Here is a 16,177-nt window from a genome sequence, read left to right on the forward strand (position 1 = left end):
CCAAGTATTAATATCTGGTAATAATTATATTTTTCATTATTTACCCCTATCACTTTTTGATCATGACCCTTATAATAAAAAAGAATGTACCTAGGAAGGATAAGGTGTTACCGAATATGAGTTTACTAACAGTTAAAAATTTAAGTCATGGCTTTGGTGATCGTGCGATACTCGAAAATGTATCATTCCGGTTATTACAAGGTGAACATATTGGACTAATCGGAGCAAATGGTGAAGGAAAGTCAACTTTCATGAATATAATTACAGGAAAATTACAACCAGATGCTGGAACGATAACTTGGGCCAAGCATGTCCGAGTAGGTTATTTAGATCAGCATGCTGTATTAAAGCAAGGTTTGTCTATTCGTGATGTATTACGAACCGCTTTTCAGTATTTGTATGATATGGAAGAAGAAATGAATCAGCTTTTTGCCAAAATGGGAGAAGCATCACCTGAAGAGCTAGAAAAACTATTAGAAGAAACCGGTCGTATGCAGGATTCTCTGACCAATAATGACTTCTATACAATTGATGCAAAGGTCGAAGAAGTTGCGAACGGACTTGGGTTAAATGACTTTGGACTAGACCGCGATGTCCATGATTTGAGTGGTGGTCAGCGTACGAAAGTATTATTAGCTAAACTACTCCTAGAAAAACCTGAAATTCTACTTCTCGATGAGCCGACAAACTATCTTGATGTGGAACATATAGAATGGTTAAAAACGTATTTACAGAATTACGACAATGCCTTTATACTCATTTCTCACGATATTCCTTTTTTAAACAGTGTCGTGAACTTGATTTATCATATGGAAAATTTAGAGCTAACTCGTTATCCTGGGGACTACGATGAATTCCTACGATTACATGATTTGAAGAAACAGCAACAGTTAGCAGCATATAAGAAACAACAAAAAGAAATTGCCCATTTAAAAGACTTTGTTGCTCGTAATAAGGCAAATGCAGCAACGGCGAGGATGGCACAATCCCGCCAGAAAAAATTAGATAAAATGGACGTTATTGAACTCGACGCTGAAAAGCCAAAACCTGAGTTTCAATTTAAAGAAGCACGTACACCAAGTAAATATTTATTCGAGACAAAGGATCTCGTTATCGGTTATGGTGAACCATTGTCTCGCCCATTAAACTTATCAATGGAACGTGGACAAAAGATAGCACTTTATGGAGCAAACGGAATTGGAAAGACCACACTGTTAAGAAGTTTATTAGGAGAAATCCCTCCTGTATCGGGGGATGTTGAACGCGGGGAGAATTTGCATATCGGCTATTTTGAGCAAGAAATCAAAACGGCAAATACCAATACTTGTATTGAAGAAGTATGGGATGAATTCCCTCACTTTACCCAATACGAAGTTCGTGCAGCACTTGCAAAATGTGGATTAACAACGAAACATATCGAGAGTAAGGTACAAGTATTAAGTGGTGGAGAGAAGGCGAAGGTACGGTTATGTAAATTAATGAATCGCGAGACAAATATACTTGTACTAGATGAGCCAACTAACCACTTAGATCATGATGCAAAGGTTGAGTTGAAACGAGCACTAAAGGAATATAAAGGAAGTGTTCTCCTTATTTCCCACGAACCTGAATTTTATGATGGTCTGGTAACAGATATTTGGAATTGTGAAGATTGGACAACAAAAGTATTTTAAGATTATCATGCAAAAAGAATGCCCTAGCAATGTGGCATTCTTTTTTAGTATTTATGGAAGCCATCGATATGTTTCTAAATTAACTTCATTAAGGCTCCCCAATGCTACTCCTTCAGCTTCTAATTTCAGAATCTGTTCATGATAGGATGCTTCATCCTTTATTACTATTTTACCTTCTGCATTCACAACTCGATGCCAGGGAAGCCGGTATTTTTTACTCATAGAATGTAAAATACGAACAACCTGACGAGCAGCCCTTGGACTACCAGCTAGTCTAGCAATCTGGCCATAAGTCATTACTCTCCCCTCTGGTATTTGCTTTATCAATTTAATTACGTTCTCTGTAAATGGTGTCATCATTATCCTCCAGCAAATGCTTCCTAATAGAATATCAAGGTATTGTTTATACTGGTTCAAATTATCTACTCAATATACTCTCTCCCGTATACTAGCTGGTTTTTTGTCTTCTAAAGTAATCCTCTGCTAGTATCCCCATTATGATTTCATCAGAATATGTTTCATTATAAAATAGCGAATCCCTTAGTACGCCCTCCACTTTAAAGCCTACCTTCTCATAAGCCTTTATCCCTCGCTTATTATGCGAATAGACCTCTAGTTGCAGTCGGTTTAACTTTAACTCCTTAAACGTAAAAGCTAATGCAAGTTCCACCGCCTCCGTACCATAACCCTTATTAAAATACTTCTTATCATGCAGTGCAATTCGAAATCCAGCTTTTCTATTCATTTTGTCGATGTCTAATATGGTTAAATCACCGATGATACCATCAGCTTCAACTAAACAAATTGCAAAATCATAACGAGAATCATCTTCTAATATTCGATCTATTTGAGCATTTATTTGTTCCATAGTAAACGTGTTTCTCGTTCCAGTCATATAACGAATTTCTTCATCATGAACTGCATTTAGTATGCTTTTGTTATCTTCTTTTGTTAAGGGTCTTAAATATACCGATTTACCTTGGTAATACATGGTTGGTTGCCTCCCTTTCCCAAAAGGTTTCTATTTATTAGGTTTTGCCCATATTAATGAAACCATGCCAGACCAGTATTGTTCGAAGTGTTTGACTTGTAGTTTAGATGCCTCCATAATCTTCAGAATATCTCGATCGCAATGACAACCTGAAAACCTTCTATAAAGTGGATCAACCACCTTTTGTGTCATAGACAACAATATATTGGAACTTAACCCGTGTTCTAAAAACAATACAGCGCCATCTTCCTGACACCAATCATTATATTTATTTAAGGTTTTCACTGGATCTGGATAACTACATAGTGTCAGAGTCGAAACAATACTATTAAAAGAATTGGATTGCAAAGAAAGTGTATCAACATCCTGATGGATAAAATGCACATGTAACTGATTTGTTATAGCTTGCTGCTCAGCACTTTTAATCATCTCTTTACTAAAATCCACTCCGATAATCTCACTGACCTTTTGTTTGTCATAATGTGGAAAATTAGCTCCTACACCTACTCCGACTTCTAACACTTTACCATAAGCTGACTTAATAAGTTTCTCCCGCCATCCTGCTACAGTTGGATTATTACGATTATTTTCATACATGGAAACCTGACTGTCATACTTTTTTATTAATTTTTCCTTCTTCATATATAACTCCTCATAAGTTCGTCATGGCAAGTATTAACTTATGGTGTCTATTCTTGATAAAGTAATCGTAACATAAGAAGGAGATTAAGATAATTTTAAGCTTCTTAATCTCCTTTAATATTACACCTTATTCTTCCTCACTTCTGTCCCATTCCCAATTCCAGAATGACACTTCATCTACTTCTAGATCACTAATCATTGGTTCTTCCTGAAGTTTTAAGATTTCCTTTGTTGGACCCGTAATGACAGCACCGTAATGTTCGATTCCATGCTCTTTTAAATACTGTATTCTATTATCTATATTTAACGGTTCAAAGGTTAGCTTATTTGCCTTACTTTCATATTTGGAAAGAAAAGCTAGTGTCTTCATAAATTGTGTGTGAAGCAGTTCATAATCCCCTTCTTCATATACCGGAGAATAATGTGATTCAGAGACTACCTTACTACCAAATAAACCCTTTTCTTCCTCCCTAGAATCTAATATCATATCATTATCATGCCAGATCGGATAATCAGGAAAGCCAATTGGCTCGAAAATAGTACCGGCATATCTTGATTCTCCTTCTTGCCCCGTATAAACGGCAAACCAGATAATATCTAGATTTCTACCATTAAATAATTGGAATACGTCATTTGTACTTAGTAGCTCGGAAAAAGACACATATGCAGATACAACCGTTCCCTCGGATAATTGTTCTAATTGGTTCCAATCAGCCATTTCGCTTTCTGCTCCAGGAAGAATAAATCCTGGTTGCTCTTGCTTCATTCTCCCGTAGAAATCTTCCATTGGGAATCCCATCAGAGAGAACAAGAAGTTAACTTTCATTTCGCCAACTACTAATGTTTCATCCCCAACCCTCTTTATTAAATCTCTACTAGCTTCCATAGAAAAGAATGGTTTTGTATTCGTACTTGTTCCTCCATAATAACCATATGGATTCGTGACTGTTAATGTATAATCAATTATATTTCGAAAGGTATCGACTCGGTCTGGTTTTCCCCATGAATAATAAACAGCTGTTAGGATAGTTGATAAAATCGTAACAAAGAAGAGAATACTGATTACCATAATAGCAGTCTGAAACCTAGCTTTCCATTTACTTCGTCTCAGTATTTTTATTTGCTTTTCATCATTCATAGGATTAACTATTCGGTCTTTATCTTCTTTTTCGTCTATGAACTCATAATATTTTTCTAATTTTTCTAACTCCTGCTCGACCTTTTCTTTTTCCGCTTCGGAAAGTTCTCCTTTTTCATAGGCATCTAATTTCTTCTTAAAATCATCTTTCATCCGATTGTTCCCTCCTCTGTCTTACATATTGTCTGCCGCGAAATAACAAAACCTTAAAATACGATTGTTTAACCCCCATTACACTCGATGCTTCAGCTTGAGTAAGTCCATGGACATCATGCAATAATACAGCATATCTTTGTTTTTCTGGTAAATCATTGAGTAAATATATGATTTCTTGAATCTCTTCTTTTCTAACTACATCTTCTTCAAACAAATTCTTCTTATCCATAAAAGTAGTGAAGAAAGTATCTTCTTTTATCATCATCTTTTTATGCTTACGGTAATAATCAATAAAAACATGATGTGCAATTGTAAATAGCCAGGCTTTAACACTCTCCCCCTTATAATTCTCGATATATAGATGGGCTCTAATAAACGTTTCTTGAACCAGGTCTTCTGCTGTATGATGGTTTCGACTAAGCATTAGGAGGAAACGATATATATCAAGAAAATATGTGTGATAAATGTAATCCAGATTATCTTTCATGGCTCCCCCTTTCACTTATGTAACGATTAAGAAGCAAATTAGTAACAGGAATTTCGAATTTTTATCTTTTAGCATATTTACAAGAGCGAATATATCCCAAAAAAACAAGATACCCTATCAAAGGTTATCTTGTTCGTAATCAAGTTAGCTCTATTGTATATACGTTGTTAAAACAACCCGAGCTGCTTAGGTGCTAACCCTTCGTACTCTATTCCAAGCATATGTTGAAATTCTTTTGCATTATTTGCAGCATCACCGCCAGAATTATTGTTAAATAATACGATAATGTCCTTCGTTTCCTTCGAGATTTCCAAGACTCGATTCTTCCAATCCAATAATTCCTTCTCATTATATTTATATAAATAGCGAACATCACGCCAATTTGTATCCGCGTTTTTAGGTTTAGTCCAGCCATGAAAATTCCGTCCATGCATACGAATCAATGTAACGTCAGATGTAGTCGCTACAGGTACAATAGGAATCGAACCTTCTCCCGCTTGTGGTTCGTCCGCAATCGAATGAATCCAGCCATTTTGTTTCATAAAGGTTAAGGTGCTTTCACGATACTTATCGTAAAACCAGGATTGATTTCGAAATTCTAGGGCGACCGGAATCTCCCCCATCATTCTCTTACAATATCTTAAGTAGTTTACATTTTCCCTATTACAGCCAAACCACGGTGGAAACTGAAATAATACCATCGCTAATTTATTGGCCTCTTGAAAAGGCGTCAAGGAATCAATAAAGGCCTGAAACATAATCTCTTTATTTTCAAAAGGAATCTCCTTTCGTTGATGTCCGGTCATTCCTTGATAAGCTTTAACAACAAAACGAAAAGTATCTGGAGTATCCTTCACCCACTTTAATGCATTACGAACTGGTTGTATTGCATAAAAGGAGGCGTCTAATTCAACCACAGGGAAGTGACTACTGTACTCGGCTAATTTATCCCTTGGTCTAATATCATCAGTATATAATAAATCATGATCACCCCAACCAGTTAGTCCGATATAAATCATACCGATTCCTCCTATGTGATAATAAACTAATAGGTTACATTATCCTCTATACTATCATATACCACTACTATATCGTAAACACCTATTCTGCTAGATAGTATAGTAGGAAAGTAGTAACACGAACCATAAATAAATAGCAGTTCCAGTCCTGTCCATACGGAGGGATCCACGTGCATATAAAAAGAAGCATATGAAGAATTAGCATTTTAGCTAAGACCCCTATGCTTCTTGTAAACATAACCTTCCTGACTACTTTTTTAATACCTTATATAAGGCGGATTATTCTACCAGCTAGATTTTTTTACACCTGGTACTTGTCCTTTATGAGCATATTCGCGGAAAGCAATTCTTGACATTCCAAACTTGCGCATATACCCTCTTGGACGCCCAGTCACAGCGCAGCGGTTTTTAAGTCTTGTTGGCGAGGAATCACGCGGTAGTTTACGAAGCGCTTCATAATCTCCCTTCTCCTTTAACTCTCTTCTTATTTCAGCATACTTTTCTATCATTCTTTGTTGTTTCATCGCTTTTACTACTTTTGATTTTTTAGCCATTTTAAATTATTCTCCTCACTATTATGCTTATACTGTTTGGATATTCCATTGAAACGGATCTGGTAGTTTACTCCAGTCACTATCCATTTCCTCTGGCGTTAATAAACAGTTATCCAATTCTTTCGTAATATATTCTTTATCTAAATCAAGTCCAATAAAAACTAACTGTGTCTTTCGATCACCAAATTCCAAATCCCATGTTTCCATGACTTCTGGGTTTTCTTGTAAAAGGGCTTCTCTTCTACTAGGAGGAAGTGCCACTACCCAATATGCAAGTGGCTCAATGTTTGCAGATAACCCTGCTTGCGAAAGTAGAACAGAAAAATCATTTCTTGTTGCTAACCACATAATTCCTTTTGCCCGTACGATATTTTCAGGCATAGTCTCGATAAACCTTAATAGACGTACCGAATGAAAAGGTAGCCTGCGTTCATAGACAAATGAAGCAATCCCATACTCCTCTGTCTCCGGTACATGCCCTTGAGGTCCATTGGTCAGCTCTTTTAGCCATCCTGCAGAACTACTTGCTTTCTCAAATTCAAAAGAGTTCGTATGAAGAATTTCTTTTGGGTCTACTACTCCATGTGTCGTTCTAATGAACTTCGCTTCTGGCTGTAATTTTCTTAGAACTTGTTCGAGTTTCTCTAAATCAGCTTCATCCACTAGATCACACTTATTTAAAACTAGCACATCACAGAATTCAATTTGGTCAATTAATAAATCTGCTATTTCACGTTCATCCTCCTCCGAAATCGCTTCTTTCCGATCTAACAAACTTTCACCTGATCCAAAGTCATGCCAGAAACGGCTAGCATCGACTACTGTAACCATCGTATCTAATTGACAATATTTGTTAAGGTCTATCCCTAATTGATCATCCAAATATGAAAATGTCTGGGCCACAGGTATAGGCTCACTAATTCCTGTTGATTCAATTAAGATATAATCAAACCTACCATCCTTCGCTAACTTTTCTACTTCAATTAATAAATCTTCTCGTAGTGTACAACATATGCACCCATTGGACATTTCGACCAGTTGCTCATCCACTCTAGATAATGTTCCTTCATTCTCCACAAGTCCTGCATCAATATTTATCTCACTCATGTCATTTACAATAACTGCTACCTTCATCCCATCTCTGTTGTGTAAAACATGATTTAATAAGGTTGTTTTCCCTGCCCCTAAGTAACCACTTAATACGGTAACTGGTATCTTCTGTGTCATATACATTCTCCCTTTCAATAGTTAATCGTAATCATTACGATAAACTATCTAAAAAAATATCCTTCAGTTTGAAGTTTGAATTTTTCATCTATACAATAGCGAAATCCTTTCTTGAGCTCTTCTTCATCTAATTTTGTTCCAATAAATATTAGTTCACTTTTTCTCGGTTCATCTTGTTTCCATTTCCGGTCTTCTGTACTAGCAAATAGCATGTGAACCCCTTGATAAACAACTCGATTATCAATATCCTTTACATTTAATATTCCTTTGTATCGATAAAGCGACTCTCCTTTCATTTGAACAAGGTAAGTAAACCATTTATTGACACGGTCGAGGAACAATGGTTTGTCTGACTTTAGAATAATAGAATGTACATTGTCATCATGGTGATGATGATGGGATTCTGTAAGTAAGTTCGATTGAATCTTAAGCTTCGCACTTAAATCAAATGATTGAACACCTATTAGCTTATTAATGGGTACTTCACTATTTGTCGTAGTGATTACTTCCGCTGTCATGTTCATCTTTTTAATCCGAAGCTTTAAATCTGCTAATTCCTCCTGAGAAACTAAATCCGCTTTATTCATAATGATTAAATCCGCAAAAGCAATTTGTTCCTGGGCGATTTCCTGCTCTAAATGTAGGGGCAAATGCTTCGAATCTACAACCGTACAAACACTGTCTATGTCAAACCAATATGCCATTACTTCATCCATTAGAAAGGTTTGAATAACAGGTGCTGGGTTTGCTAGTCCAGTTGTTTCAATAATAATTCGACTTAAATGGATCTCCCTTTTGGCCATTTTAACGATTAAATTTTTCAGAACCTTAATCAAATCTCCACGTACATTACAACAAATGCATCCTTTGTTGATTTCTATTATTTCCTCGTGTGTCTTTATGACAAGCTCTGAGTCAATTCCGGTATCACCGTATTCATTAATAATGACTGCCGCACGTCGATTTTGCTCATCTCTTAATAATCGGTTTAACAGCGTTGTTTTCCCAGCACCTAAAAATCCGGTTAAAATGGTGACAGGAATTTTATGTTGTTTGAGCATTTAGAACCTCCTTTAAGTGTGTTATCGACTATTATAAGAAAACCTAACACAAGAAGGGACAGTCCCCTCCTTGTGTTAAATATGATATGATTCAAATTGTCATCGAAATTAATGAGCAATCATTTCTGTTACAATACCATCTCCATCCAATTCAGATGGGTAGTATGTAGGCCAGTGATCCAATTCATTCAATAACACATCTCGGTCATCACCCCAATAAAGGTGAAAATGATAAGAATCAGTAGGATAAATACTATGATCACTAAATTGAATGTACGTTGGAACTCCTTCCACTCCATCCTCATGTTTAAAGATATAACGTACTCCCCTGTTTCCTGCATCATACTCTAATATTTCATATCCATCGTACGTAAATTTACCCGAATATTCATTTCCATTTTCATAGAATGTTACAATATCTTCCTCAATTACGATTCGATTAACATCTGTTTTATAGCCTCTATCATAATACTCTTTGTATTCTTCAACTGTTTTGCTGTCATCTTCCTCTGCTTTGTGAGCAAACACCTCATCTAGTGTACCATCTAATAAATATGGATAGACAGACTGCCAGTCACCTTCCCAATCCGATAATGTACGATCTTTTATTTGACTATCTTCAAAGTACCCAGCATATATTTTTTTAGCTTCTTCATCATGACCAAGTCCATGATGATCGTCTATGGTAATTGTAACAGGCTCAGATTCACCCAAAACTTCATGATTATCATCATAAAGAACTGCTTTAAGCTGTACACCATCCAATTTAGCTTCTCCCTCGTATTTTTCCGTAGTTTGTCCTTCAATTACTTCCCACTCAGAAGCTCCTGGATCTAGCATAAACCAATGCCAATGTGGATGATCTACTTCTTTATCCGTAGTAGCCGTTAATTGAATTGTACTACCAGTATGATAATGATCAGCTAATCCATCTATAGTTACATTAATTTCTGTTGCATCCTTGTTTGACTCAGACGGTACCTCGTCCTTGGAATTTATTGGCTCCTTTTCATTCGAAGATGAATCTTGACATCCAACTAGTATCATAATTAGAACTAGTGCACCTAACCCTTTCAACAAAATGACCTTCATATTAAATAACTCCCCTCTCCTAAATCGTAATGATTACGATTTATAGCATACACGCTTAACCTTTTAACGTCAAGTAATCTTATCTGTATTTTTAATCGCTTCATATTCAACAATAGTAGAATAGCTTAAAAAACTAATATTCTGTAGACAAAAGATCTATTAATATTTTTATACTTGGTATTTAGTAAATACTAAAATTCTAGCATTCCTAGATTGTACATTTTCCTTCTGAAGATGCAGGAACAACAAAGACTATAAAAGAAAAACAAAAAAAAGAGTTAGGACGACACCTAACTCTCTAATAAGCATATACTTAAATTCCTTACACAAGGTACAATAGCACACAAAAGAAATGACAAATAGTACCGGCAAGCACGAAAAGATGCCAGACCATATGATGATATTTAAATGCTCGCCACATATAGAATACCGTTCCAATGGTGTAGCATAATCCACCAACAACGAGTAACACAACCCCTGCATGTGCTAAATTTTCAACAATTCGGTTCCATCCTAATACTACCATCCACCCCATTAACAAATATAATAGCGTGGAAGTAAAAAGGAACTTCTTTACAAAGTAAGCTTTAAATACTATTCCCGCTATTGCTAGGCCCCAAATAATTCCAAACATTGACCAACCTAGAGAACCTTTAATCACTAGCAATGTAAATGGAGTATATGTTCCAGCAATAAATAAGTAAATAGATGAATGATCAAATATCTCGAATAAATCTTTTGCTTTACCCTGTGGTAGTGCATGCACTAATGTAGAAGATGTGTACAATATAACCATTGTTGCACCAAAGATAGTAAAGCTAACTACATGTAAAGCAGTTCCATTCAATGCAGCGAATACGATAAGTAATACTAACCCAGCAATACTAAGTACAACCCCTATGCCATGTGTTATCGCATTAGCGATTTCCTCACCCTTCGAAAAGGTATGTGTTTCTGCCAATCCCATCATCCTTTACTTCATTATGATTCGTTAACATTAATCCAGTATGACTAAATAAAACAATTTTAATAACTCTTCGTACTGCAAAACTGTTAATCCATATACTTCATTATAGCATGAAGTTACATTTCTTCTGGAGCTTTAATTCCCAATAAACGTAAACCTTCTTTTAAAACAATGTTAACGGCATATACTAATGAAAGTCTTGCTTGTTTATGTGGCTCATCTAATATTTTGACAACCGCGTAATACTTATTAAAGGATTTGGAGATATCCAGTAAGATTTTTGCAATTTGTGATGGATCATAATCATCCAATGCTCTCGTAATGGTTTGTGGAAAATCCATAAGTAGCTTAATAATCGGCCATGCTTCTGGATCTATAAATGTACTCCCATCATTCGATTGCTCTACATACTTCCCCTTCCTCAATAAAGATGCTGCACGTGCATGTGTATATTGAACATATGGTCCTGTTTCCCCTTCAAAACGCAGCATATCTTCTAATGAGAACTCAATATCATGTAAACGAAAGTTCTTTAAATCATGGAATATAATTGCCCCTACCCCGACTTGTTTCGCTACCTCTTCTTTATTTGATAAATTAGGATTCTTTTCTTCAATATTACGTAAAGCTAATTGTATCGCTTCTTCAATAACCTCTTCCAATAAAACTAGTTTCCCTTTTCTGGTAGACATTTTCTTTCCTTCTTTTAATATCATACCAAACGGAATATGTGCCATTCCTTTTTGCCAGTAATATCCCATTTTTTCTAGTACTGCAAACAGCTGTTTGAAGTGTAGTGTCTGTTCATAACCTACTACATATAACGACTTTGTAAACTGGTAAGTCTCCTGACGATAGATAGCTGCTGCTAGATCACGGGTAGCATATAATGTCGTTCCATCACTTTTTTTAATAAGGCTAGGGGGGAACCCTTCTAATTCCACTACATAAGCACCTTGTGACTCTACTAATAAACCTTTAGCGGATAATTGCTTGACTACTTTCTCCATTTTCTCATTATAGAACGCTTCTCCATCAAAGGAATCAAATGATATTCCTAGTTGATTGTATATTTTCATAAATTCCTTTAGTGACTCATCACGGAACCATCGCCATAATTGAATGGTTTCCTCATCCCCATGCTCCAGTTTCTTAAATGCAGCTCGACCTAAATCATTTAAGGAAGGGTCCTTCTCCGCCTCTTGATGAAATTTCACATATAGTGCTAGCAATTCTTTTATCGGACTTTTTCGAACCTCCTCTTCTATCCCCCATTTCGTATAAGCTACGATAAGCTTACCAAATTGTGTTCCCCAGTCACCAAGGTGATTGAGACGAATAACCTGATAACCACTTTTCTCCGCAATAAGGGATAATGCATTCCCAATAACCGTTGATCTCAAGTGTCCCATTGAAAATGGTTTAGCAATATTTGGCGAAGAAAAATCAATCGTGATCGTTTTATTGTTTCCAATCATTTCATCACCATAATGATTTTTCTTTTCTAGAATTGATTGGATAGTCTGTGATGCTACCTTTTCTTTCTGTAAGAAGACATTAATATAACCACCGACTGATTCTACTTTTTCAAATAAAGGTGCATCAATCTTTCCTGCTAGCTCTGCTGAAATGAGGCTCGGAGATTTCGCGTAATGCTTGGCTAGCTCAAAACAAGGGAAAGCAAAGTCTCCATGGGACTCATACTTCGGTTTTTCAATCATCTTCAAAACAGTTTCATACGGAATTATTCCCTCTACTAATTTGGTTACTTGTTCTGCAAACACTTGTTTAAATATCATGTCTTTTCCCTCCTATATAAAAAAGCCCTCGCCTCTTATGAATTTTAAGAGGCGAGAGCTATCATGATCCCGCGGTACCACTCCATTTGTTTTTAACATCATTAAAAACCACTCAAGTATTGTTAACGAGGTTCTCCCCCGGCCATCCCTACTATTATTTCAGGTAAGCATCTCCAAAGTCCGGTTCATTGTCTGTACAAGCACTAGGCTCCCACCAAACCCTAGCTCGCTAAGCCTCACAAACAACTACTCTCTTTTTCATCGATTTTCGCTAATAATTGAAAATAGTATAACAGATTAAGCTAATCATTGTCACGAACATTTTGTCTATAGCAAAACTCGAAATTATCTTACTAATTTTGATAGTAATAATAATGGCACTATAGTATAATTTCACCATAACTTAATGATAGAAAGGATTTGTCAATGAATAAAATTAACACACTAATTCATTATTTAGATGAGCATAGTAAAGAAAACACGAATTATTTTACATACGCGAGTGTAATTAATAAGATAATTGATTATCTAACCTTACATAAAGGTGACGGATTTATGCTTTATAATACGGATTCTGAGAGATTTGCCGATTCAAGTGATGTTATTCAAGAAATCCTCCATAACCATCCTAATGATATTGAAATCATTGCGCATGTTTATGATTCTGTTGGATTATCTGACCTCGTTATGAAGGAAAGAGGCAAACATACAGTGAGGTACTCTACATTAAATAATATTTTTTACTTTTCACAGTTTGAAGTTGCATTAGTAACCATTCCAATCTACACATTCCATCATCAATATAATGAAAATTTATTATTTGCCAAAAGTGATGATCAAATTCTAGAATTTGTTTCTTATTTTGAAAATATGGAAAAGAATTATATGTTAAATGGAATTACGATTTTTACCGATACAGAAGATGGCCTTATCCGTTCTAAGGAAAAAATTACACATCAAATTAATCGAGAGGATGTTTTATTAGAGGAGAGTCTTAAATCCGATATATTCCGCTCCATTGATGAATTTTTCCTCAATAGTGGCCAATTCTTTAAACAATATAACATACCTTATAAAAGAGGCATTTTATTATATGGTAGTCCAGGAAATGGAAAGACAACTCTAGTGAAGTCTATTGCTGGAAGTGTGTCAGCTCCAATTGTGTATTGGCAAATTACCGAATACACCTCGAGTTATTCTATAAGAGAAATTTTCTCTAAAGTGTTAAGGCTTGCACCTATGGTTCTCGTAATTGAGGATATCGATTCTATGCCAACTGAAGCTCGTTCGGTCTTTTTGAATACATTAGATGGAGCAACGACTAAGGAAGGGATATTTTTAATCGGAACCACTAACTACCCTGAGAAAATAGACCCTGCATTAATTAATCGTGCAGGACGGTTCGACCGGGCATATGAAATAAAGCAACCAGATGAGGTACTAAGAAGAGAGTACATTGTAAATAAAAAAGGAATTGACGAATTTCTTACTAATTCCGCTATCGAAGAATTAGTACAAAAGACAAAAGGTCTGTCTATTTCACAATTGAATGAAATTTATATGTCGATTGCCTTAGAATCGCATTATAATAAACATGTAAACATTGATAAAATAATCAATGATTTACAAGAAAATACTAGAAAAGCACAAAAACAAGATTGGATATCAGAACCAAGCACGGGCCGAGTTGGTTTTTAGTAGGAAGGATAAAAGCTTCCTACTTTTTTATTTCTTATTTGTATTATTTCCTATATAATTTACTTACTACTATATTAGGAGTGATAAAATGGGTAAGTCAAAAGCATTAAAAAAACGCGAAAAACAAATTCGCGAAGGAAGACTCAATCCTGAAATTAACCGCAGCCCTTTTGTGCATCTAGATTTAAGAACAAGAAAAACAAAGACAAAAAAAGACTACCTATACCGCACCAAACACAAGAACCGAAATCCAAAGCAATGGGAAAACGGTTCTTTTTATTTTGTTTTAAGTACTATTTATAGGAGGATGTGAATCCATATAAGGAAAAAAAGAACCATGCCTGTATATAAGTGAAAAAATCTAAGTCGAATAGTTGGTTTAAACAAGCGTAACCATCCAGTTAAAACTTGAATAGCCAAGATAGCCAATGCGATCAAACCGACAACCATTTTAGTATGCTGTAATGAAAATCCATAACGAGAAATAACCAAGAAGGCATGGATTGATAACAGACCAAATGCAATATTTCCTGTCCATCGATGGATTGTGACGACTCGTTTAGAAATATTCGCTAGCCATATTTTTGTCCTTCTACTTAGGACATTTCGAATCGTTTGAAACACAGCATGTCTTGTCCAATTATAGAGAATAAGAATAGCCCCTATTATTCCGAACCAAATATGTACCCCTATATTAGGGTATGAATAGTGGCCAAGTACCTTCCATACCACTACCATAAAAAATATGCTATTTACTAGAAACCATTTACTCACGATTTATTTTCCTTCCTTAGAAAAAACTCATAGACCTCTATTAGCATAGCAAACTTTGTCCCCACCTTGCATAACTAACGAACACCGTCATCATTTTGAAACAACTGTAATGTTCCCCCCTTCTAATGGTAAACATACCACTTTCTAGAAACATTACACATTAGGTAAATAATTCCACTAGTGTCGCAATACCTTTTCCCTTCTAACTTTAACCATCCATAAATACGATTACCATTTTTTACTACTGATAAATGATGTTACATCTAGTAATCTCGTAGATAGCCAATACAACTAGGAGGTTCACATGATGAATAAACTGAAAAAGCTTCTAATTACAGCGACTTTATCGCTTTCTATAATAGCATTTCCTACACTAGCTGGTGCTGCTCCATACACAGTACAAAAAGGAGACTCCTTTTGGTCTATTGCCCAAAAACATGGTACCACTATAGCCAATTTGCAAATAGCAAACAATCAATCTGGTAATCCATTATTCATTGGGGACATCATCCAAGTCCCGGATACAATAGCTCAAGCTGACAAAGAACTGATGGCCAAGCTAGTTCATGCAGAGGCAAAGGGTGAGCCATATGCAGGAAAAGTAGCCGTAGCAACTGTTATTTTGAACCGTGTTGACCATCAAGAATTTCCGAACTCAATAAGAGATGTTATTTATGAGCGCTCTGCAGGCGGACATTATGCATTTACCCCTGTGCAAAACGGTCAGATTAACACAAGCTACACATCAGAAGACATGAAAGCTGTAAATGAAGCTATCGCATTCCGTGGACAAGGTGATGGTTCCATTTATTTTTACAATCCTAAAACATCTACCAGTAATTGGATTACAACCCGCGAAACTACGATTACGATAGGTAACCACCGTTTTGCAAAATAAA

17 protein-coding genes and 1 other annotated feature are annotated in these 16,177 nt (G+C 35.8%); of the genes, 4 read left to right on the plus strand and 13 right to left on the minus strand.

Annotation, left to right across the window (positions count from 1 at the left end; genetic code table 11):
- The first annotated feature begins 116 nt into the window (after positions 1 to 116).
- Complete coding sequence (locus KGF86_RS09130) at positions 117 to 1,673, plus strand: ABC-F family ATP-binding cassette domain-containing protein (protein WP_211741644.1); 1,557 nt, start codon at positions 117 to 119, stop codon at positions 1,671 to 1,673.
- A gap of 51 nt (positions 1,674 to 1,724) precedes the next feature.
- On the opposite strand, the gene KGF86_RS09135 is transcribed toward KGF86_RS09130, so the two are convergent.
- From KGF86_RS09135 to argS, 12 genes are all read right to left on the minus strand, one after another.
- Positions 1,725 to 2,030, minus strand: a complete 306-nt coding sequence (locus KGF86_RS09135; RefSeq protein ID WP_186870030.1) for an MGMT family protein — start codon at positions 2,028 to 2,030, stop codon at positions 1,725 to 1,727.
- A gap of 91 nt (positions 2,031 to 2,121) precedes the next feature.
- Positions 2,122 to 2,664 (minus strand): GNAT family N-acetyltransferase, encoded by a 543-nt coding sequence (locus KGF86_RS09140; protein ID WP_211741645.1) that lies wholly within the window; start codon positions 2,662 to 2,664, stop codon positions 2,122 to 2,124.
- Between the two features lie 30 nt (positions 2,665 to 2,694).
- On the minus strand, positions 2,695 to 3,306 hold the full coding sequence (locus KGF86_RS09145) for a class I SAM-dependent methyltransferase (RefSeq protein WP_211741646.1): 612 nt from the start codon (positions 3,304 to 3,306) through the stop codon (positions 2,695 to 2,697).
- Positions 3,307 to 3,433: 127 nt separating this feature from the next.
- Positions 3,434 to 4,597, minus strand: a complete 1,164-nt coding sequence (locus tag KGF86_RS09150) for an anti-sigma factor (protein ID WP_211741647.1) — start codon at positions 4,595 to 4,597, stop codon at positions 3,434 to 3,436.
- A complete protein-coding gene (locus KGF86_RS09155) occupies positions 4,587 to 5,087 on the minus strand; it encodes an RNA polymerase sigma factor (RefSeq protein WP_186870026.1) in 501 nt (166 codons plus the stop codon). The genes KGF86_RS09150 and KGF86_RS09155 overlap by 11 nt, the downstream gene beginning before the upstream one ends.
- Before the next feature lie 167 nt (positions 5,088 to 5,254).
- Positions 5,255 to 6,106, minus strand: a complete 852-nt coding sequence (locus KGF86_RS09160; RefSeq protein WP_186870025.1) for a DUF72 domain-containing protein — start codon at positions 6,104 to 6,106, stop codon at positions 5,255 to 5,257.
- A gap of 284 nt (positions 6,107 to 6,390) precedes the next feature.
- Positions 6,391 to 6,660, minus strand: coding sequence for a 30S ribosomal protein S14 (gene rpsN, locus KGF86_RS09165; RefSeq protein WP_211741648.1), 270 nt, complete (start codon positions 6,658 to 6,660; stop codon positions 6,391 to 6,393).
- Between the two features lie 27 nt (positions 6,661 to 6,687).
- On the minus strand, positions 6,688 to 7,887 hold the full coding sequence (locus tag KGF86_RS09170) for a GTP-binding protein (RefSeq protein ID WP_186870023.1): 1,200 nt from the start codon (positions 7,885 to 7,887) through the stop codon (positions 6,688 to 6,690).
- 44 nt (positions 7,888 to 7,931) lie between these two features.
- Positions 7,932 to 8,948, minus strand: a complete 1,017-nt coding sequence (locus KGF86_RS09175) for a CobW family GTP-binding protein (protein WP_186870022.1) — start codon at positions 8,946 to 8,948, stop codon at positions 7,932 to 7,934.
- Between the two features lie 108 nt (positions 8,949 to 9,056).
- On the minus strand, positions 9,057 to 10,040 hold the full coding sequence (locus tag KGF86_RS09180) for a metal-binding protein ZinT (RefSeq protein ID WP_211741649.1): 984 nt from the start codon (positions 10,038 to 10,040) through the stop codon (positions 9,057 to 9,059).
- Between the two features lie 322 nt (positions 10,041 to 10,362).
- Positions 10,363 to 11,001, minus strand: coding sequence for a PAQR family membrane homeostasis protein TrhA (gene trhA, locus KGF86_RS09185; protein ID WP_186870020.1), 639 nt, complete (start codon positions 10,999 to 11,001; stop codon positions 10,363 to 10,365).
- A gap of 122 nt (positions 11,002 to 11,123) precedes the next feature.
- Positions 11,124 to 12,806, minus strand: coding sequence for an arginine--tRNA ligase (gene argS / locus KGF86_RS09190; RefSeq protein ID WP_211741650.1), 1,683 nt, complete (start codon positions 12,804 to 12,806; stop codon positions 11,124 to 11,126).
- Positions 12,807 to 12,850: 44 nt separating this feature from the next.
- Positions 12,851 to 13,077, minus strand: a binding site (T-box leader).
- A 155-nt stretch (positions 13,078 to 13,232) separates the two neighbouring features.
- Between argS and KGF86_RS09195 the strand changes: the two genes are divergently transcribed.
- Together KGF86_RS09195 and KGF86_RS09200 are read left to right on the plus strand one after the other, a co-directional pair.
- The gene (locus tag KGF86_RS09195) at positions 13,233 to 14,504 is read left to right on the plus strand and encodes an ATP-binding protein (protein ID WP_211741651.1); all 1,272 of its coding nucleotides are present in this window, start codon (positions 13,233 to 13,235) and stop codon (positions 14,502 to 14,504) included.
- Positions 14,505 to 14,592: 88 nt separating this feature from the next.
- On the plus strand, positions 14,593 to 14,817 hold the full coding sequence (locus KGF86_RS09200) for a hypothetical protein (RefSeq protein ID WP_211741652.1): 225 nt from the start codon (positions 14,593 to 14,595) through the stop codon (positions 14,815 to 14,817).
- Here KGF86_RS09200 and KGF86_RS09205 read toward each other — a convergent pair.
- Positions 14,802 to 15,278 (minus strand): hypothetical protein, encoded by a 477-nt coding sequence (locus tag KGF86_RS09205; protein WP_211741653.1) that lies wholly within the window; start codon positions 15,276 to 15,278, stop codon positions 14,802 to 14,804. The genes KGF86_RS09200 and KGF86_RS09205 overlap by 16 nt on opposite strands.
- A 307-nt stretch (positions 15,279 to 15,585) precedes the next feature.
- Between KGF86_RS09205 and KGF86_RS09210 the strand changes: the two genes are divergently transcribed.
- A complete protein-coding gene (locus KGF86_RS09210) occupies positions 15,586 to 16,176 on the plus strand; it encodes a cell wall hydrolase (RefSeq protein ID WP_211741654.1) in 591 nt (196 codons plus the stop codon).
- The last annotated feature ends 1 nt before the right edge of the window (position 16,177 follow it).

The organism is Ornithinibacillus massiliensis (genome assembly GCF_018310345.1).
Taxonomy (GTDB): Bacteria; Bacillota; Bacilli; order Bacillales; family Amphibacillaceae; genus Ornithinibacillus; species Ornithinibacillus massiliensis.